The sequence below is a fragment of the Nocardia sp. NPDC049526 genome (genome assembly GCF_044465765.1).
Lineage (GTDB): Bacteria > Actinomycetota > Actinomycetes > Mycobacteriales > Mycobacteriaceae > Nocardia.
The window spans coordinates 65,019-82,017 of record NZ_JBITMA010000002.1; the positions used below are offsets into that span (position 1 = coordinate 65,019).

The window sequence follows — 16,999 nt, forward strand, 5'->3', positions numbered from 1 at the left end:
GCATGTCCGGCAGTCTTGGCATCAAGATCGGCACAGCAGGTTTCGTCACCGCAGCTGACGCGGCGTCGGAAGGTTCCGAGCGGCGAGCCCCACGTCTCCAGACGACCCAGCATCAGGCGACGTTGATCATGACCCAAGGCATGGCGCCGACACTGTCTCCGCTCGGCAGCGGTGCCCGTCCGGCGCACCCGGGGCTGATGGTCACCGGGTTCGTGGACCGCGTCGGCGACCCGATCGACCTCGTCGCCGCCGACGGTTCCGCCCATCGGCCGGAGAAACTGGTGGCCAGCGCCGTCCGGTATCTGACCCGGTATTCGGCCGGTGCGTTCGCCGGGCCTCCCACCATCGCCGCGACATATCCCAGCTACTGGCAGCCACAGGGCGTGCGGGCGCTTCGCGAGGCGCTCGACCTGATGGACATGACCGGTGTGGCACTCGTGGACGAGGTCGGATCGATTCTCGCTCGTGTCGAGTCGACACGGGGGTTGCCGTCGGACGGCGCCGTCGTGGTGTACGACCTCGGCGGCAACGGTCTCAGCGTCTCGGTGGCCCGCGCTACCGAACAGATCGGCAGAACGGTCCGGAGCGCGGAATTCGGTGGCAAGCACATCGATGACGCGATCTTGCTGCACGTTCTCCGAGGCCTGGCTGGGGAACTCGGAGATATCGATCTCGCGGCCCCCGCTTTGCTGGCGCCACTGAACGAACTGCGGCTGCGAAGCCGGCAGGCCAAGGAGACGCTTTCCACCGAAACGACCGCGGTGATCGAGGTAGAGCTGGGACCCGTGCGTCACGACGTGCGACTTGTCCGCTCCGAACTCGAGGAGCTGATCAGAGAGCAGGTCGTCGAGTCCGCCGGACTTGTCCGAGAAGCCCTGCGCACCAACGAAATCGATGCCGGCGATGTGCGAGCAGTAGTGCTGGCCGGTGCGGCGTCGGCAACCCCGCTCGTGGCCGAGGTGTTGTCCACGGAGTTGCACGTACCGGTGATAGCGGAACCCGATCCGGGCCTCACATCCGCGAATGGTGCTGCGCTGCTGGCGCGTTCTTCGGCAAGTGTCGCCCCATCGGCGCCGGCGCCGCCGCTATCGACACAGGCACCGACACCTGCTACCCCGCCGCAAGCTCCGGAACCGTCTCGATCCGCCGAGCAGGTCGCGAGCACGCCGCCGGCGGTCGCCGCGTCCGCGAATCCAGTGGCGCCGGAATCAACCGGAGGTGGCAAGAAGGTCGGCAGTCGACGTCGCAAACAAGCACTGCTCGCCGCGGCGGCGATTACTACGCTCGCGGCGGCGACTGTCGGAATTGTTACGCACAGCGCACCGAAGACCCAGCCGCAGCCCACGGTAACCGAGCAAGTTACCGACACGCCTTCACCTGCCGCGACAACCACCACGCAACTCCCCTACCCCACCAGGCCTGTTTCATAAGCAGTCCAGTCCTATCGAACACCCCGCCGCAACTCGCTCAGCACACCTTCGGCGCTGCGGGCCGCCACAATGCAGGCATTGGCCGTGAACTGATCCGCAAGTGGGTGTTCGGCCCGGGATCGCCATCGGCTGATTTCCGCCAATGCGACGTCCTGGCCCACGCCCGCGACCGCGAACGGTTCGATTCCCAAGCGCTCGGCCGGTCCCGTCCCGTGACCGCCGATCACCCGTTGCAGATCGGTGAGTTCGTGTTCGGACAACACCGTCTCGGTCGAGCGGAGCCGACTCAGGAGTCGGAGTTCTTCGAAGCCGTGCACATTCGCGAGCAGTGTCGCGACTTCCCGGCCGAGCGGTGCGGCCTGCGCGGCCGGGTCGGCGGCGAATATCTGCCGCAGCATCAGCAGCGCGGTATGTGCCTTCAATTCGTCCGCCCGCTGGCCGAACTGAATGTCGATGACGCGCTCGAGTTCACCGATACCGCTGCGTGCGATCAATTCGTCGACCAGAGCCGCCGAATCGCTGGTTCCGGACCGTAATCGAGTCAGTGCCATGCCGATTCCGAATAGCCCCAGACGTCTGACGAGGTGCTGCCGCGCCGCGGAATCAATCGGCAGATAGTCGGCTCGCTGGAATCGGTCGGCCGAGAGCATGGCCAATTCCAGGTCGGCCGGTGCGACCGTGGCGAGCTGGCGAAGAGCCACGAACTCGCTCTGTCGAAGAGTTTTCGCGGTAAAGGCGAGCAAACCCGCAACCGCTACGGCCGCCTGACACAAGCCCGTCGTTTCCAATTCGCGCGTGAAGTCTTTGGCGGCCGCGCGGGCGGAGTGCATTGCGTCCGGACGGCCCGCACCGAGTTCGTCTGCCCGCGAGAGGACGCCGACGATTCCGAGCGGACCGGCGTTGCCGCCGACGTGCTCGCCGATCTGACGAATCAGTGTGAGGTCGGAATCGTCGAGCGAACGAAACAGATAGACCACCGCATCGGCTCCGGCGGAGCCGGTGTCCGGAGTCAGCAACCGCAGTGTGCGCGCGGACACATCCCTCGACAATGACGTGGTTCCGGGGGTGTCGATGATCGTGGTGCGCGCGAGGCGGGGCACCGGCCAGTCGACATCGATTCGATCGACCTGCGCGGCCATAAGCTTGCCGAGGTCGAACGTCAGACCACCCTCGGCTCGCTGTATCGGTACATACTCGGCCTGGCCGCTCGCGAGCTGGGCGATAACCGTCGGCGTGGCACCGTGCCGGTACCAGGTCACGACGCGGGTGCATTCGGTGGCGTCGGTCGGCGCGATATCTTGGCCTACCAGTGCGTTGAGCAGTGTCGACTTTCCAGCTTTGACGGCACCGGCCAACGCGATGCGCAGCGGTTCGTGCAGCCGTCGCGCGCCCTCTTCGAGGCGATCGGTAGCGGCGCGGTTACCGAAGTACACGCGATGGGCGGCCTCGATGATTCTGTCGACCCTGGCGATCGGCGCCGCGGTGTTCATATCGGCACTCGGGTAACCCGGATGGTTTCACCCATACCGAACATCATTGCGCCACCGAATCCGCAGCGCGTGCCTAACACTTCATTATCTGCGTTGACGTGCTCCGATGGCCCGGGGCGACAGCTCGCGTCGCCGGGGTGTGAGTGTTTCCAACCCGGGGGAGGATGATCTTCCGCGCACTCTACGAGAAGAGTTGGTGGTGTTCACGCGCGGGAAGCCTTCGACGGACGAGGGCGTCCCTGAAGCCCAGTTGAAGGAACCATCATGAACAGCACCAAAATTCGCGCGGCCGTAGCAGCGGCAGCGCTCGCACCGATGATTGCTCTCGGGTCAGGCGTAGCTACCGCCGCTCCCGCCCCGGTTGCTCCCCCGGCGCCTGTCCAAGTGGCACCCGCCTCCGAACAACTCCCCCCGCAGGTCGAGCCTGCCGTTTTGTGGTGGAACCCACTGCTGTGGTGGGTCTGCTTCGTACCGCCGATCTTCCCCCTCGGTACGGGCATCTGCCTCGTATGACCGGATAGTTGCAGCTCAGCGATTGGATTGAACATGTTCAGGAAGCTCGCGGGGGCTGCGGCTGTGCTCGCAGCATGCGCAGCGCCAGCCGGGGTGCAAGTAGGCACTGCGCATGCCACAGACCCGTCTGTACTGGGCGGTGGTTCCGGCATTATCGTCAACGACCAGGGCGTCTGCACGCTGACCACGATCGGGCACGATGCCGCGGGTCGGCTGGTCGGGCTCACCGCAGGTCATTGCGGTGAGGCGGGTACCACGGTCGTTGCCGACGCCAACCGTGACGCCGGCGTCGTGGGCACCTTCGCCTACGCGAACAACGATATGGACTACGCCGTCATCGTGTTCGATCCGGACAAGGTCGTACCCGTGAATCGCGTGGGTAATACGACGATTACCGGATTGGGCGGTCCGGCGCAGTTCCCGGACGTCGCGTGCAAGGAAGGCTATACCACGGGCCAGACCTGTGGACTGGCCTACGGAGATGTGTTCCAGACCGACACCTGGACCTGGACGCAGATATGCGTTCTTCCCGGTGACTCGGGCGGCCCGGTCGTAGTCGGCACAACGCTCGTAGGCATGGTGAACGGATACCTGAGAGTGCCGTGCCTGGGACCGCAACTCGGCGCGAATATTGCCGCCATCATGGGCGACATCGACGCGCGCGGTGATATCGGAGCGGGTTTCCGCCCGATCTAGCTGCGTCACCGCATATTCCGGCCGAAGTCCTACCGCCCGTGGTGATTGACGATCACACCGCTGTCGAGTGCGCGCTCGACCAGAAACATACGTTTTTTGTTCTGCGGGAAGGATTCGACGTCGAATATTTTGAACAGCGCCCGCATGTGAGTCTTCACCGTGGCGACGCTCAGGCAGAGATCCTCTGCAATCTGCCAGTTCGATGCGGGGTAGGTGAACCCGGTCTCAGCGTCGTACGGGCGACATAGTGCCTCGAGAATCAGATACTGAGCGTCGGTCAACGCGGTACGGGCCGGCAGACCAGCCTGGGCAATCGTTCGTTCATCCTCGGATGGGTGGCCATCGGTGAAGATGAATACCGATTTTCCGAGCCGGATCGTATCGCCGGACTCGAGTTTGCGATAGCCGCCGACGCGCTCGCCGTTGACGAAGGTCCCATTTGTCGACAGCCCATTATCGATGACGACCCAGCAGTCGCTAACCCGCTTGATTATGGCGTGCAGCCGCGAGACGGTCGCGTCGGCGGTCACGGTGATGTCGGCTGCCTCCGACCGTCCGATTGTCATCCCGTGTGTGTCGTGATCGAGTGGAATCTCGCGCCAATTCCCGTAGCCGATCCGCTGGGACAGCGTGCCACCACCGGCTGACCGATGCCGCGCACGCTCGCCTGCGTCTGGATAGGGTCCGTAACGCAGCGCCTGTTGTCCGTATGACGTGGACATGATGCGTCTTTCCCGATTCGAGGTACGTCATGAACTGCGGGCACCGACTTATAAGATCAGAATGCGCGCTTCGAGCCGCTCCATGTAAGAATTCAACTAATTTGGTATACGGGGTGGGGGTCTGATCGTTCGCTAGGTCTCATTTTCGAAAATATTCCGAACCAGGAGTCCGGGCGACAACGAATGCCGGGCGATGTCGCCGTTGTTCTGGTCGAATATCAATCCTTGTGGCCGATTCCGGCTCGACATGGACACACGCCTGGACCTGAGCCGAGAACGTGTTGCGGGCTAGAGAATTCCTGTACGTCGGAAGTGGCCGCGAAGCTGGACCAGCAGTGGAGCTATGTCACTGCAACGGGACGTCCGCAGTCAGCCGGTCCACGAGAAAGGCGAGGATCTCGTCGCGGGCCGCGGCGGTCGGCTCCCCCGCCGTATCGACCAGATGCGCGGTGACCACACTGTGCGGGCAGCCGACGATCTGCGAGAAAAAAGGCGGCGGAGAGGGATTCGCCGCGTCGGCGGGCAGCACTCGCGGCTCGAAACGCGGACCCAGCGCTGCGGCGTAGGCGGCGAAACGCTGCGCGGTGCAGAAGCGGTCGCCCTCGAAGCGATAGGCGCGCACGACGAGATCATCGCGATCGAGTCGCTCCCGCACGGCCGCGAGCTCACCGGGCGAAATCTCTAGTCCGCCAGGCTCATCCAGTGGCAGCGACGGCTGGCACAGCACCGGCGCCAGCATCGCGGGCTCGAGCATCATGGTGAGCGCGAAATTCCCGGTGAAGCACATACCCAGCGCGCCGACGCCGAGACCGCCGCATTCGCGATGGGCCAGGGCTGCCAGCGCACGCAGCCACACCGCGACCGGGCTGGACCTGCCCGCGCCGAAGGCCCGGAATTCCGCGCTGACACAGGCTCGTTTGAAGACTTCCACGCCGGCCTCTGCCTCCGGATAGGCACCGTCGCGGCCGAACAGTGACGGCAGGTAGACGGTGAGCCCGGCGTCGCGCACCCAGCGGGCGAAGCGAGCCACATCGGGACTGATGCCGGGCATTTCCGCCATGACGATGACCGCCGGTCCGATGCCGCTGACGTACACCGTGCGGGCTACTCCGTCGAGCGTGATCGACCGGGGTGCGAAATCGGCGAGGTCGTCGTCGAGAGAATCCTGCGGGAGAGATTGCTGCACACCCCAAACCCTGCCGCAGCAGGTCAGCACACCGCCATTGGCAAGATCGCCACTCTTCGGTCTAGTCTCGCCACATGATTACCCACCTCGCGCTGGACGGTGTGCTCGAAGGTGCACTCGGCCTCGGTATCGACATCGTCGACACGGCAGCCGGGATCGCCGGTGACACGACGGGCGGGCGGCTGCGGCAGCGCGTCGCATCACTCGATGGGCTGCCGGTCCGATCCAGCGGTGGGCGGCTGATCAGCGTCGATACCGAAACCCCGCTCGGCGCGGCAGAGTTCGAACCCGGCGATATTCTGGTGCTGCCGGGGCCGTCCGCGTCCAGCGAAGCGCGTGTCGAGGAACTGCTGATGGGACCCCGGACCATGCAGGCCGTCGAAATCATCCGGCGTGCCGCTGATTCCGGCGCTACGGTAGCTGCCTCCTGCTCGGCTGTCTTCGTGCTCGCGGCCTCGGGGCTGCTGTCTGGCCGGGCCGTCACCACTACTTGGTGGTTGGCGCCGCTGTTGGCCCGCCGCTTCCCCGATGTCACCGTGCACTCCGATCGCATGGTGGTCGACAGCGGCGCAATACTCACCGCCGGTGCGGCTTTCGCCCACACAGATCTGCTGCTGGCGCTGGTCGCCCGCCTCGGCGGCGGCGCACTGGCCGAGCAGGTGGCTCACTACCTGGTGCTCGATGCCCGCATGTCGCAGTCGCGCTACATGGTGCTCGAGCATCTACGGGCCACCGACCCGGTGCTGCGCGCCGTGCAACAGCACGTGCACGCCAATCTGCACCGGCAACTATCGCTGGACGAATTGGCCAGTGTCGCAGCGGTTTCTCCGCGCACTCTAAACCGCCGCATCCGCGACCGCGTCGGCGTCTCACCCACCCAGTACGTTCATCGCCTCCGGGTCGGGCAGGCGGCCACCCTGCTCACGACCACGCGCGAACCCGTCGACGTGATCGCGGGCGCGGTGGGTTACGCCGATCCGGCGGCCTTCCGGCGCATCTACCGCAGGCACACCGGCGAGACACCGACCGCCACCCGCACCCGCGCGGCCGAATCGACCTGATAGGAGTGCCGTTAACGGTCGTGTCACCTGGTACATAAAGCCCTGTTCAGTCAGGTAGCCACCGCGATCACTGTTCTTGTTCGGTCGCCGGCGTGAGGTAGCGGTGCAGTGATGTCTTCGGGATGCCGGTCTTGCTCGTGATTTCACCGAGGCTGTTTCCTTGTTCGCGCAGCAGCCGGACATGGTCGATCTTGCCGTCGGGCCAGGCGGTGGGTCGGCCGATGTGGCATCTTCGATGGAACGATTTTCGGAACGAATGCCGTTCCGGTTCGCCCTGGTATCCGATCACCGACCGCGGCGTGTCCGGCGCGGCGTCGGGTTGTTCCACTTCCAAGGAAGCGGAACAGATAGCCAACCCGGCTGCCGCCCAGGACAAACGGACCTGGATGGCTTCAGGCGGCCTTACTTTGGGGCTGGGGCCAGCTTCAGGATTCCGGGGCCGTGACCCGGCTATTGCGGATCCGGGGCGGCCAGCGGCCAGCGATCCACGGTGTGCAGTCTCGAACCGGCTTGGCGCGCATAGTGTTCGGCGTGCAAGGCGTTGGGGTGCAGGCGGCGGGCGGCGGCCAGCCAGCCGCCGGCCTGCCGGAGAACTTCGGCACGGGTGAGCGCAGGGTCGTTACCCAGCAGCAGGCCACCGTGTTCGGGTGCGAGAACCACCGCCGATCCGAGATGCTGCAGGCAGCGGCCGGTACCGAGATCGTCTTCGAGTTCGCGGTACGCGGTGAGAGCGGTTTGCCAATGTCGAAGGGCCCGGCGGGGTTCACCGCGGGTCCACCAGAGGACGCCGAGCGTTTCGCTCGTCTGGGCACGGCCATCGGGGTCGCGGCCGTCGCGGGTCAAGGATTCGGCCAATTCCAGGCGGTCCTGGGCGGCGTCCAGCCGACCCTGATGTAAGTGGACAACGGCCAGGTTGATCAGCGCGCACACCACTGCGGCCAGATCCGCACGCGGCAGCAACCACCAGGCAGCTTCCAGTTGTTCGACCGACTCTGACAGCACGGTCGGACTCGGCGGCGCGGTGTCGAGTCGATCCAGCGCTTCGTAGTGCGACCAGCGCGCGGCAAGACTGGTGGACAGAGCGCGTGGACGGTATTTCGGCGGCCGTCGGTGCAGGCGGCGTCCCGCCCGAATCGCGGCCAGCTCACTACGCAGCGGGAAATCACCGGAATCGGTGAGATCGCACAGCGCTTCTGCAACGCCGTAAGCGTTCTCGGGCAAACCCTGCCTGGCATACCAGACGTCGAGGGCGTCCGCGATTCTGGCGAGTTCGTGTACCGCCGCGGTCGGAAGCCGCGTTCCCGGATTTCGGAAGAGCGTGCGCAGATATTCTTCTTCCGCTTCGAACCAGCGGCGCGCCCCCTTGGCGAAACGAACCGTTTCCAAGGCGATCGCCCAGCGGTTGGCCCGGTCGGCATAGTGATGCAGCAGTGCGGGTAACGCCGCCTGCCAGTGTGGTCCGTGGACGACCTCCGCGGCGAGTGGCAACTTCGGAGCTTTGCGCAGGCAATATCGGTCGGCGCCGAGATAATCGACGACTCCGCGCATCTCTAGGTCGGCCAGCAACAGGCTCGCGGTACGCCCGTCGGGTGCTGAATCCGAGGGCAACCGGGTCGGCGCCTCGAGGATGGCCGACAACACCCCGAGCAGAGCGGCTGTCTCGAATTTCTGAACCGGCAGGTCCCGCAGTGCCGCGAGGACGGGGTCGTGATCGAGTTCGGCAAGTTCTTGCGGCCGATCGCGACAGCTTCTGGCGTCGACGACGCGTACCGGCTCGCCGGGTTCGACGAGTTCGGCGATCAGGGCGAGTTCCCTTTCGGTGCGCACTCTTTCGCGAAAGCTGTCTATGCGTCGGTAAGCGACATACGCGCCGGCGCCGAGCACGGCGACGATGGCGAGCCCACGCAGCAACCCACCGATCACCTTGACGACATCGCTGTCGCCGAGTGAGTTGACCACGATATTGCGACCGAGTTCGAGTACCAGCGCCCACGCGACGACCTCTGCGGTGCCGAGCACTCCCTCCCAGATCGACGAGCGCGGCGTGCTCTGCTGCGGAGCCTCGTATCCGCGGGGCGCCGTCACGACAGCGTCCCGCCGGTCAGTCCCGGTACCAGCCAGCGCCGCCACGTGACAAGCAGCAGCAGCACGGGCAGCACGGCCGACAGCAGCGACCCGGCCGCCAATTCCGCTGCGTTCTCGTTGAATTGCCGTGCCTCGCCCCACAGCAGCAACGACCAGGGGCTGGCACCCGCGCCGTTCATCATCAGCCCGATGAAGAAGTCGTTCCACACCTGGATGAATTCCAGCACCGCGACCGCCACCACGGCGGGGCCCGCCGATGCCAGCAGTCGCCGAGTAACGGTGCCGGGACTGGCCAGCCCGTGCAGCGCCGCATCGGCCGGAGTATCCGGCGGGGCCAGCATCGCACCGCGCAGGATCAGGATCGCGATCGGCAATCCCGCGGCGGCGTGCACGAAGATCAGCGGAATCCTGGTGCCGGACAAGCTGAACGTGTCGATGAACGCATCGAGGGAACCGAGGTAGCTCTGCGCGGGCAGCACCGACAGGACGACCAGGGACACCACCGCGATCCGCGAGACCACCCCCTCCGGACGCCCCGCGGCCAGTCGATGCGCCACCGGAAGTGCGGCCGCCACCACGACGATCGTCGCCAACCCGGCCACCAGCAACGTCGTCTGCCATGCCGCACGGAAGGATTCATCGCGCCACATGCCGGTGAGCGCCGAAAGCCCGAATCCGTTGGGGCCGTGCAGACAAACGACGATGAGCACCAGGATCGGCACCAACGCGAACAGCGACACCGCGGCGATCCCGATCGCGCGCACCGCACCGATGCGGCGACTGGCATCCACCGGCGGCGAAACCGCCGTATAGGTCTGACCGCCGCGCTGCCCGCGCACGCCGGTCCGCGGCAGCCAGGCCACGAAGCCGACCAGCACCGCCAACGGCAGCGCGTACGCCGCGGCGACACCCGCGCCGAGATCGCCGTCGGTGGCCAGGCGCCACCACTGCACGGTCGCACTGTCGAGCTGGTATTGCATCGAACCAGGTACCCCGATCAGCACCACGTCGAAGACCCTGGCCGCGGCCACCGCGACGACCAATCCGAGAATGAGCAGGATCGGACGCACCAACTCCAGCAGGCGCAGCAGCGGGAAACGCTTTCCCTGCCCGTGTAGATAGCCCGACCGCACCGGATCCGCCTCGATGGCACGGATATCGGCGCGCAACAAGCCGGTCAGGAAGCCCAGCCAGGTCCATAGAAACGCCGAACCGAGCATCAGCGCGAACCAGATCCGGTACCCGCCAACGCTTTCGATGCCGAACCGAGCGGCGAGATATTGGAAGATTATCCGGAAGGCGACACCCGAGACGAATGCCGAGATACCGAACGGCACGATCAGCGGCGCCCACAACCTGCGCGAATCGCGTGACAGCCAGGCGATACCTACCGCGACGAGCAGCAAGACCAGACCGAACACGACCCACAGCATGGTCAGCAGGTACGCCCATCTCCCGTCGCCGGCCAGGGCGTCGGCGAGCAACCAGAGCCCCAGCGCAATGAGCACGGCGCAAACCGCCAGGACCGACAGGCGTGCCCGGCTCGACGATCCACGCCTGCGGATCAGGGTGAAGGCGACGGCACCACAGGCAACAAGCGTGCAGGAGAACACGATTCGCGGACGCGCGGGCACCGCGATCGCCACCGTCCACACCGCGGGCGCCACCAGCAACGCCGCGATCAACCCGACCGCCAGCAGACCCGCCCAACCGAGCCAGCGATGCGGCCGCCCGCCCGGTATCAGTGGGCCGCGCATCCGGCGAGTCGCGAGCTCGATGCGCAATCCGTTGGCACGGAAGTCGGCGACACCCGTCATCGGCGACTCCGCTCGAATCCGTCCAGTGCGGCGATCGCGCGATCGATCGCGGCATCCGGCCGCTCGGCGGCACCGTCACCGATCGCGACGAGAAAGTCGGTCAGTATGCGCCACAACCCATTACGGCCGCCCACCGCTCCCAGCTGATCGGACAAATCGAACGCGCTCCAGGGGCTCTGCGAACGCGCGATCGGTTCCAGCAGTGCCGAATAGCGCACGGTGGTCCGCGTATTCGGGGCGATGAAGCCGCCGTCGCCCTGAATCCACGGCAGCGGCGCCTCCGGCGCGGCCAGCGCCGCCACCACCTCATCGGCGTGCGAGCCGGCGTATCTGGTCACCACCATGACATCGCCACCCACAATCCGGGGCCGTTCACCACCGAGGCCGGTGACCGGGAACGGTGCGATACCGGCCACCTCCTCCGGCCGTCGACCCGAGGCTCGAAGGCACTCGCGGACAACGGGTTCGGCGAAATCCGGCGCGATCACCATGGCGGCGCGGCGGTGCTCGAACACCTCTCGAATCGCGTCCGGGAACTGACGAGTCAACGCCACCGCGACGCCGCCCGCGATGGCATACCGTCGGCCCCACAGCGGCGCGAGATTTCCGAACGTTGCGCGCACGGCAGGCCGGTCCCAGACGCGCTCCTGCGTGGTGGACGTCAAATCGTCGTAGGTGCGCGGAGATTCGGCGCGCAGCACATTCTCGAACACATCGGTCAGTACCCAGCCGTCCGCCGCGGCGAGGGCGAGCAACCGGATCGGCGTGCCCGCCAGCACCTCGATCCGGTCGACCCAATCCGCGATCGTCCAATCGGCGGGGTCGCCGAGGTGGTACTTGTCGACGGTCTGCCGGTCGTACCAGACCAGCGACTTGTCGGCGGCCTTGAACGGCACTCCGTACGGTTTTCCGTTGTGGTACAACAGCTGTCGCCACAACTCGGGATACCGCACCCCTTGGTCGTCGGTCCAGAGCGCATCGTGGACCGGCCGAAGCTTACCGTCGTCGGCGAGTGCTCGAACCTGACCGGCCTGCGGCAGCAGCACGATGTCCGGCGCCGACTTCCCGCCCGCGCTGAACGCGGTACCGACCTCGTCGCCCATCGGAATCACATCCACCGATCGCGCGAACGGCATCGGCTCCAACACCTTCCGGAAGGCAGCCAGCTCCGCCCCACTCCAGGACACCCCGATCCGGATCGACCCCGAATCGCCCCACAACAGCTGCGGCGCACACGCGGCCAGCGGCAGCACCCAACCCGCTTGCAGCAAAGCTCTTCTCGTCCCCATGCTCCCCCAACAGAGCGGTTATGGTGTCGCCGAGGATTATTGCATCACGCTGCTAGTCGGGAAGAAGCTTTCCCAAGGGACCCAGGTCGATATTGAGATCTTCTGGGGTGAGGCCGAAATGGTCGCGCAGTTCCTCCATCCGTTGTTCGAGCAACATCAGGGTCGTGCCGACGCGTTCGATCTGGCTCTCCGTCAGCTCGCCATCGTCCACGCGCCGCAGGGCCTGCCGTTCCATCAGTTGCCGCAGCAGCTCCACCAGTGTGAGCACAAGCGTGACCAGACCGCGCTCGACGGATTCGGGATCGGTATCGATACGCGGTGGAATGCCACCGATTTCAGTCATCTCGGGGGCGGTTCCAGTTCAGGGCGGGCCGCCGTGGACTCGACCGAGGAGGCAGACAGCGCACTGATGGATGAGATCAAGGCTCGCAGCGAGATCTCGACCAGGTCGACGTCCGCGATGGCCAGCCTGATGTCGCCGGAGATGACTACCCCGCCGGCCAGCACTCGGTCCAACAGGTCGACGAGTGCGACCCGGCGCTCGCCGTCGACGCTCTGTTCGGCGGGTCTCATATCGGCTCCTGGTCGACGCCGGCGAACGAATACGGCGGCCACGGACCGGTGAGTTCGAGCCGGATGCCGGGCAATTCCTTACCGAGTTCGTCCACGGTCGCGGCGAAGTCACCGGCGTGGTCGTCATCGACCAGATAGGTGCCGTTGAGCACCATCCAGTCACGGCGGCCGCTCAGCGCCGGATCCGTCGCCGCTTGACGACGTCCCGCGGCGGAGTGTCGGACCAAGTTCGCATGGATCTCCTCGGCCCGTTCTGCCGCGTCGCGTTCGACAGTTGCCTGCGCGGACAGTTCCGCGCGACGACGGGCCAGATAGGCCGTGCCGCTGCCCTTTTCGCTCCCCGTGCTCGCGGCCCTCGCATCGGCCACTGCGGCAGTGAGGGTGGCACGGTCGGTATAGGCTTTCACGCCCCACTCGGTGCGGCCGGTCACCAGTCTCAGCGCTGCGATGAAGTCGGTACGCCTCGTATCGAGCAGGTCGCGCACCCGCTCGTCGTCGAGAAAGACCGTGGCCAGCCGGAGCGGGACAGTCGGGCCGCGGCGCACCAACGCCGATACGACGGCGTCGTGCGCCCGTGCCGTCGCCGCCAGCCAGTCCAGATCCTCCAAGTTCCGCCGTAGTGGCTGCTCCCCGAATACCGCGAGCGGAACCGATCCGACGAACGCCGCCAGCGCATCCGAGACCACCGTGCGTACCGGCTCGCCCGCGACGCCGGTGATCGAGCCCAGCCCCGCCGCGGCGTCGGTGGCGCGAGTCACCGCGTACAGCCAGACGCCGACCTCGTCAGTCACGCTCTCTCGATTCCTCGGGTTCACGGCGCCGTTCGATGGATTGGTGGCGCTTGCCCGCGGCCTCGAGTTCGGCGATCCGGTCACGCAGTTCCCGGTTCTCGAGTTCGAGGTCGTGATCCTGCCGCTCGAGCGTGTGGGCCTTGCTGTTGAGCCAGGGGTCGGTCTCCCACCAGTCGATGCCGACCGCCTTGGCCGTCTCCAAGGACGCGATGACCAGTCGCAGCTTGATCGTGAGCAGTTCGATGTCGAGCAGATTCACCTGGATATCGCCCGCGATCACCAACCCCTTGTCGAGCACCCGTTCGAGGATGTCGGCGAGATTCGTCGACTGATGCCCGCCACCGAACGGCTCCGGTGTGGACGACGTGCCTCCGACCACCGTCATCGTCGAGTTCTTCCGCCGATATCGGTGCTTCCACGGTTGTAGCGCCTGGTTCTGCGGTAGGCCAGCAGATTTCCGTCCAAATCGAGCTCGAGCTCGTAGAGCGCCAGCATGTCCGACGATGAGGGGATACGGCGATCTTCGAGCACCTCCATCTCGACCAGCCATCCGTCCTCGATCGGCTCCATGGAGGTGACTCCCTCCACGTGCTTCGAGGTCAGCTCCACGAGGATCTCGATTGCCGCGGCCGAGGCCTGCGCCGCGGTGATGGGAGGCGGTTCGTCCGACACCGAGTCGACATCCTCGGGGTTTTCCGGAGTGGTCATGCGTGCCACGCGAGTCACTCCTTCCGGTTGGGCGCCGTCGTGCCGCCTGCCGACCGGAGCCTGCGATCGAGAACGGACTGCTGCGCTTGTTTCCGCTCTTCGTCGGACAGGCGACCGGCTGCCGCGGCCGCATCGATCTCCTCGAGTTCGCGCCGCACTGCCGCGGGATCCTGTAGCTGCTGCTCGACCTGGTCCTGGATCAGTTCGCCCAGCCAGATCACGCCGCGCACCGGGGCGAGGGGCAACGACAAGATCGCTGAGACCAGACCCATGGTTCAGCTCTCGGGTGCCTGCTTCGTCACGAAGTCGTAGGCCGCCATCGGTCCGAGCAGGGTCAGTTCGACGCGGTCGTCCCAGTCCCTGGCGAGCCGGCCCAGCACATCCTCCAGATCGCCTTGCCGACTACTGTCGAGCAGAACTGCGACGTGGACCGCGTCCTCCTCGTGGGTGGGCTGCCGCTGGTTGACGAGCGGATCGAATTCCTCGAGTTCGGAAATCACCCTGCGGGTGTCCTCGGCGCGTTTGGCTTCGATCGCCTGGTTGATCATTTCGCCCAGCGCGATCCGGGCATCGCGGGTGGCGTCTTCGGGTTTGTCGCGGATCTCCTCGCGTAACCGGGCGACTTCGGCGTTCTCGTCGATGAGTTCACGCAGGACGGCGTCCTCGACGTAGCGTCCCTTGACCACGAACTGCGCACGACCCTCCAGTTCCTGCAGCGCGGCGCGGAACTCGTCCTCGTGTTCGCCGAGCAACTCGTTCTCCACCGCTTCCGCATCGGTCATCACCGCTCCGAAGCGCAGCGGCAGCACCGGAACCACGGCCGCCGATTCGTCCAGCAGCTTGGCGTGCGCGGCGAGGTCATCGGGCTCGCCGAGCGGGTGATCGGTGGCGATGTCACTGACCAGTGCGGCGATCTCGCCGTGCCGCACCACCGCGACGTCGCTCGGAGGGTCACCGATGCCACTGGCATGCGGCTGCGGCTCCACATCGGCGGGCACGATGCCATAGACGTATACGGCGTGGCCGGTAGCCATCATTCCTCCCTGCGCCTGGATGGCCGGCTTGCTGTTTGGCGCTTGTCCTCGACATCGTCGAGGAAGCTTTTGACCTTCTCGCCCGCCGCCTCGAGCGCACCCTTCGTCTTGTGTTTGCTGGCGCCTTCGGTGACGTCGCCGACGATATCGGTCAAGCCCTTGGGTTCACTGCTGGAAATTTCGAGCCGGTTGACGGCCTCGGCAAAGCGCAGATACGTGTCGACGCTGGCTACCACGACTCGGGCGTCGATCGTCACCAGTTCGATGCCTACCAACGACACGCGCGCGAACGCGTCGATAACCAGTCCTTTGTCGAGAATCGTGTCTACAACATCGGCAAGGCTGGAGGAATTCGGGCGCGCCACCGTGCCGGTTCCGCCACCACCTGCGGGTTCGATGGTCATGTTCGTGCTCCGCTCTTGCTCGACCGGCGGGCCGCTGTGGTGCGGCGCTGAGTGCCCGATCGACGGCGACGCGGCGCGGGCTGCTTGCCCTCGTCTTGCTTGCCCTCGTCGAACTCGTCGGATTCGTCTTCGGGTTCCGTGTCGTCTTGATCTTCGTCTTGATCTTCGTTGTCCGCGGTTTCGGCTTCGGCGGTCTCCTCTTCCTCTTGATCTTCGTTGTCCGCGGTTTCGGCTTCGGCCGTCTCCTCTTCCTCTTCCTCGCGCCGTGCGGTCTCGTCGTCCTTGACGACCTTGCTGTCGTGGATCTCACCGTGCCAGCCGACGATGTCATCCGGATGCAGCACGGCCTCCGTCATGACGTGCCGCTCGAAATGCTTGAGTTCCAGACGGCACCGGCGACCAGCCGCGCGCCACAGGTTGGCCGTCTTCTCGAAGACCCCGTTGGGTTGGTACTCGAGCACCACGAGGATGCGAGTGAGACCCGGCGTGATCTCGTGAAAGCTCACCGCGCCGTCGATATACCCCTTGGCGCCCGACGAACGCCAGACGATTCGTTCGTTGGGCACCTGCTCGAGGATCGTGGATTTCCAAGTCCGCCTGGACCAGAACACTTTGCCGGTCCAGGTGAGTTTCTCGTCGGATTCCTGCTCGACCTGCTCGATCTTCTTGGTGAACTTCGGAAAGTCCGAGAACTGGGTCCACTGGTCGTAGGCCAGATCGATCGGAACGCCGAGATCGAGTTGCTCGACGATATTGGTCGGTTTGCGCTTCTTGCCGCCCCCCTTGCCCTTGCCGCCGGTTATGGACTCCTTGACTGTTTCGAAGTTGTCGCGGACGGAGTGCTTCAACTTGCCCATGCCCGCACTCATCGCCGCTCGCAGCGGCGAGGCGCCTTGGCTGAGTTTTTCCACTCCCGTTATCGCCGAAAGTAGATTTCCCCCACCGTCTTCAGCGTATTGATTCAGCCGGTCGGCGGTCTTCGATACCGTGCCCGAGAGCCCCGATGCCGCGCGTTCGGCGAGTGTTGCGGTCAGATTCTGCACCGATTGCTGCAGAGGGCTGGTCGGAACGGCTTTCCGGGTCTTCCTCTGGATGGTCGATCCCGCCCCAGTCGCGGCTTTAGTTGCCCGGCCCGCGGAGTCGGCGGCCTTCTTGCCGACTCCGGTCGTAGCATCACGCAGTGTTTTGGCCGCCATCGCC

Annotated in this window: 19 protein-coding genes; 3 read left to right on the plus strand and 16 right to left on the minus strand. The window is 65.7% G+C overall.

What is annotated here, in order from left to right; genetic code table 11:
* The first annotated feature begins 2 nt into the window (after positions 1-2).
* Complete coding sequence (locus ACIBW7_RS05215) at positions 3-1,430, plus strand: Hsp70 family protein (protein ID WP_397044341.1); 1,428 nt, start codon at positions 3-5, stop codon at positions 1,428-1,430.
* Positions 1,431-1,441: 11 nt separating this feature from the next.
* On the opposite strand, the gene ACIBW7_RS05220 is transcribed toward ACIBW7_RS05215, so the two are convergent.
* The gene (locus tag ACIBW7_RS05220) at positions 1,442-2,920 is read right to left on the minus strand and encodes a dynamin family protein (protein WP_397044343.1); all 1,479 of its coding nucleotides are present in this window, start codon (positions 2,918-2,920) and stop codon (positions 1,442-1,444) included.
* Positions 2,921-3,466: 546 nt separating this feature from the next.
* On the opposite strand from ACIBW7_RS05220, the gene ACIBW7_RS05225 reads away from it, so the two are divergent.
* Positions 3,467-4,129: a S1 family peptidase gene (locus tag ACIBW7_RS05225; RefSeq protein WP_397044345.1), complete on the plus strand. Its 663-nt coding sequence runs from the start codon at positions 3,467-3,469 to the stop codon at positions 4,127-4,129.
* Between the two features lie 29 nt (positions 4,130-4,158).
* Here the strand turns inward: ACIBW7_RS05225 and ACIBW7_RS05230 are convergent, their stop codons facing one another.
* Positions 4,159-4,758 carry an FHA domain-containing protein gene (locus ACIBW7_RS05230; protein ID WP_397045716.1) on the minus strand — a complete coding sequence of 200 codons (600 nt, stop codon included), beginning with the start codon at positions 4,756-4,758 and terminating at the stop codon, positions 4,159-4,161.
* A 439-nt stretch (positions 4,759-5,197) separates the two neighbouring features.
* Positions 5,198-6,037, minus strand: coding sequence for a dienelactone hydrolase family protein (locus ACIBW7_RS05235; protein WP_397044347.1), 840 nt, complete (start codon positions 6,035-6,037; stop codon positions 5,198-5,200).
* Positions 6,038-6,111: 74 nt separating this feature from the next.
* On the opposite strand from ACIBW7_RS05235, the gene ACIBW7_RS05240 reads away from it, so the two are divergent.
* Entirely contained in the window at positions 6,112-7,098 is a 987-nt protein-coding gene (locus ACIBW7_RS05240) for a GlxA family transcriptional regulator (protein ID WP_397044349.1), read from the plus strand.
* A 67-nt stretch (positions 7,099-7,165) separates the two neighbouring features.
* Here the strand turns inward: ACIBW7_RS05240 and ACIBW7_RS05245 are convergent, their stop codons facing one another.
* The 13 genes from ACIBW7_RS05245 to ACIBW7_RS05305 form a co-directional block, all read right to left on the minus strand.
* Positions 7,166-7,426, minus strand: a complete 261-nt coding sequence (locus ACIBW7_RS05245; RefSeq protein WP_397044351.1) for a hypothetical protein — start codon at positions 7,424-7,426, stop codon at positions 7,166-7,168.
* Between the two features lie 122 nt (positions 7,427-7,548).
* Positions 7,549-9,183 carry a tetratricopeptide repeat protein gene (locus ACIBW7_RS05250; protein ID WP_397044353.1) on the minus strand — a complete coding sequence of 545 codons (1,635 nt, stop codon included), beginning with the start codon at positions 9,181-9,183 and terminating at the stop codon, positions 7,549-7,551.
* Entirely contained in the window at positions 9,180-11,000 is a 1,821-nt protein-coding gene (locus ACIBW7_RS05255; protein ID WP_397044355.1) for a hypothetical protein, read from the minus strand. The genes ACIBW7_RS05250 and ACIBW7_RS05255 overlap by 4 nt, the downstream gene beginning before the upstream one ends.
* A complete protein-coding gene (locus ACIBW7_RS05260) occupies positions 10,997-12,289 on the minus strand; it encodes an ABC transporter substrate-binding protein (RefSeq protein WP_397044357.1) in 1,293 nt (430 codons plus the stop codon). The genes ACIBW7_RS05255 and ACIBW7_RS05260 overlap by 4 nt, the downstream gene beginning before the upstream one ends.
* A gap of 52 nt (positions 12,290-12,341) precedes the next feature.
* Positions 12,342-12,632, minus strand: a complete 291-nt coding sequence (locus tag ACIBW7_RS05265; RefSeq protein ID WP_397044359.1) for a gas vesicle protein K — start codon at positions 12,630-12,632, stop codon at positions 12,342-12,344.
* A complete protein-coding gene (locus tag ACIBW7_RS05270) occupies positions 12,629-12,862 on the minus strand; it encodes a gas vesicle protein (RefSeq protein ID WP_397044361.1) in 234 nt (77 codons plus the stop codon). Before ACIBW7_RS05270 ends, ACIBW7_RS05265 begins: the two co-directional genes overlap by 4 nt.
* The gene (locus tag ACIBW7_RS05275) at positions 12,859-13,653 is read right to left on the minus strand and encodes a GvpL/GvpF family gas vesicle protein (protein WP_397044363.1); all 795 of its coding nucleotides are present in this window, start codon (positions 13,651-13,653) and stop codon (positions 12,859-12,861) included. The genes ACIBW7_RS05270 and ACIBW7_RS05275 overlap by 4 nt, the downstream gene beginning before the upstream one ends.
* Positions 13,646-14,038, minus strand: coding sequence for a gas vesicle protein GvpJ (gene gvpJ / locus ACIBW7_RS05280; protein WP_397044365.1), 393 nt, complete (start codon positions 14,036-14,038; stop codon positions 13,646-13,648). Before gvpJ (ACIBW7_RS05280) ends, ACIBW7_RS05275 begins: the two co-directional genes overlap by 8 nt.
* On the minus strand, positions 14,035-14,361 hold the full coding sequence (gene gvpO / locus ACIBW7_RS05285) for a gas vesicle protein GvpO (RefSeq protein ID WP_397045718.1): 327 nt from the start codon (positions 14,359-14,361) through the stop codon (positions 14,035-14,037). The genes gvpJ (ACIBW7_RS05280) and gvpO overlap by 4 nt, the downstream gene beginning before the upstream one ends.
* A gap of 14 nt (positions 14,362-14,375) precedes the next feature.
* A complete protein-coding gene (locus ACIBW7_RS05290; RefSeq protein WP_397044366.1) occupies positions 14,376-14,633 on the minus strand; it encodes a gas vesicle protein GvpG in 258 nt (85 codons plus the stop codon).
* A 3-nt stretch (positions 14,634-14,636) separates the two neighbouring features.
* On the minus strand, positions 14,637-15,395 hold the full coding sequence (locus ACIBW7_RS05295; protein WP_397044368.1) for a GvpL/GvpF family gas vesicle protein: 759 nt from the start codon (positions 15,393-15,395) through the stop codon (positions 14,637-14,639).
* Positions 15,395-15,799 carry a gas vesicle protein GvpJ gene (gvpJ, locus tag ACIBW7_RS05300; protein WP_397044370.1) on the minus strand — a complete coding sequence of 135 codons (405 nt, stop codon included), beginning with the start codon at positions 15,797-15,799 and terminating at the stop codon, positions 15,395-15,397. The genes ACIBW7_RS05295 and gvpJ (ACIBW7_RS05300) overlap by 1 nt, the downstream gene beginning before the upstream one ends.
* Positions 15,796-16,995 carry an SRPBCC family protein gene (locus ACIBW7_RS05305; protein WP_397044372.1) on the minus strand — a complete coding sequence of 400 codons (1,200 nt, stop codon included), beginning with the start codon at positions 16,993-16,995 and terminating at the stop codon, positions 15,796-15,798. The genes gvpJ (ACIBW7_RS05300) and ACIBW7_RS05305 overlap by 4 nt, the downstream gene beginning before the upstream one ends.
* Positions 16,996-16,999: the final 4 nt, after the last annotated feature.

What these genes read in the sequence shown, in the direction of transcription:
- ACIBW7_RS05220 (WP_397044343.1), bottom strand. Translation starts at nt 2,920, where the DNA reads ATGAACACCGCGGCGCCGATCGCCAGGGTCGACAGAATCATCGAGGCC.
- ACIBW7_RS05255 (WP_397044355.1), bottom strand. Translation starts at nt 11,000, where the DNA reads ATGACGGGTGTCGCCGACTTCCGTGCCAACGGATTGCGCATCGAGCTC.
- ACIBW7_RS05265 (WP_397044359.1), bottom strand. Translation starts at nt 12,632, where the DNA reads ATGACTGAAATCGGTGGCATTCCACCGCGTATCGATACCGATCCCGAA.
- ACIBW7_RS05240 (WP_397044349.1), top strand. Translation starts at nt 6,112, where the DNA reads ATGATTACCCACCTCGCGCTGGACGGTGTGCTCGAAGGTGCACTCGGC.
- gvpJ (WP_397044365.1), bottom strand. Translation starts at nt 14,038, where the DNA reads ATGACGGTGGTCGGAGGCACGTCGTCCACACCGGAGCCGTTCGGTGGC.
- gvpJ (WP_397044370.1), bottom strand. Translation starts at nt 15,799, where the DNA reads ATGACCATCGAACCCGCAGGTGGTGGCGGAACCGGCACGGTGGCGCGC.
- ACIBW7_RS05260 (WP_397044357.1), bottom strand. Translation starts at nt 12,289, where the DNA reads ATGGGGACGAGAAGAGCTTTGCTGCAAGCGGGTTGGGTGCTGCCGCTG.
- ACIBW7_RS05305 (WP_397044372.1), bottom strand. Translation starts at nt 16,995, where the DNA reads ATGGCGGCCAAAACACTGCGTGATGCTACGACCGGAGTCGGCAAGAAG.
- ACIBW7_RS05225 (WP_397044345.1), top strand. Translation starts at nt 3,467, where the DNA reads ATGTTCAGGAAGCTCGCGGGGGCTGCGGCTGTGCTCGCAGCATGCGCA.
- ACIBW7_RS05270 (WP_397044361.1), bottom strand. Translation starts at nt 12,862, where the DNA reads ATGAGACCCGCCGAACAGAGCGTCGACGGCGAGCGCCGGGTCGCACTC.
- ACIBW7_RS05290 (WP_397044366.1), bottom strand. Translation starts at nt 14,633, where the DNA reads ATGGGTCTGGTCTCAGCGATCTTGTCGTTGCCCCTCGCCCCGGTGCGC.
- ACIBW7_RS05295 (WP_397044368.1), bottom strand. Translation starts at nt 15,395, where the DNA reads ATGGCTACCGGCCACGCCGTATACGTCTATGGCATCGTGCCCGCCGAT.
- ACIBW7_RS05215 (WP_397044341.1), top strand. Translation starts at nt 3, where the DNA reads ATGTCCGGCAGTCTTGGCATCAAGATCGGCACAGCAGGTTTCGTCACC.
- gvpO (WP_397045718.1), bottom strand. Translation starts at nt 14,361, where the DNA reads ATGACCACTCCGGAAAACCCCGAGGATGTCGACTCGGTGTCGGACGAA.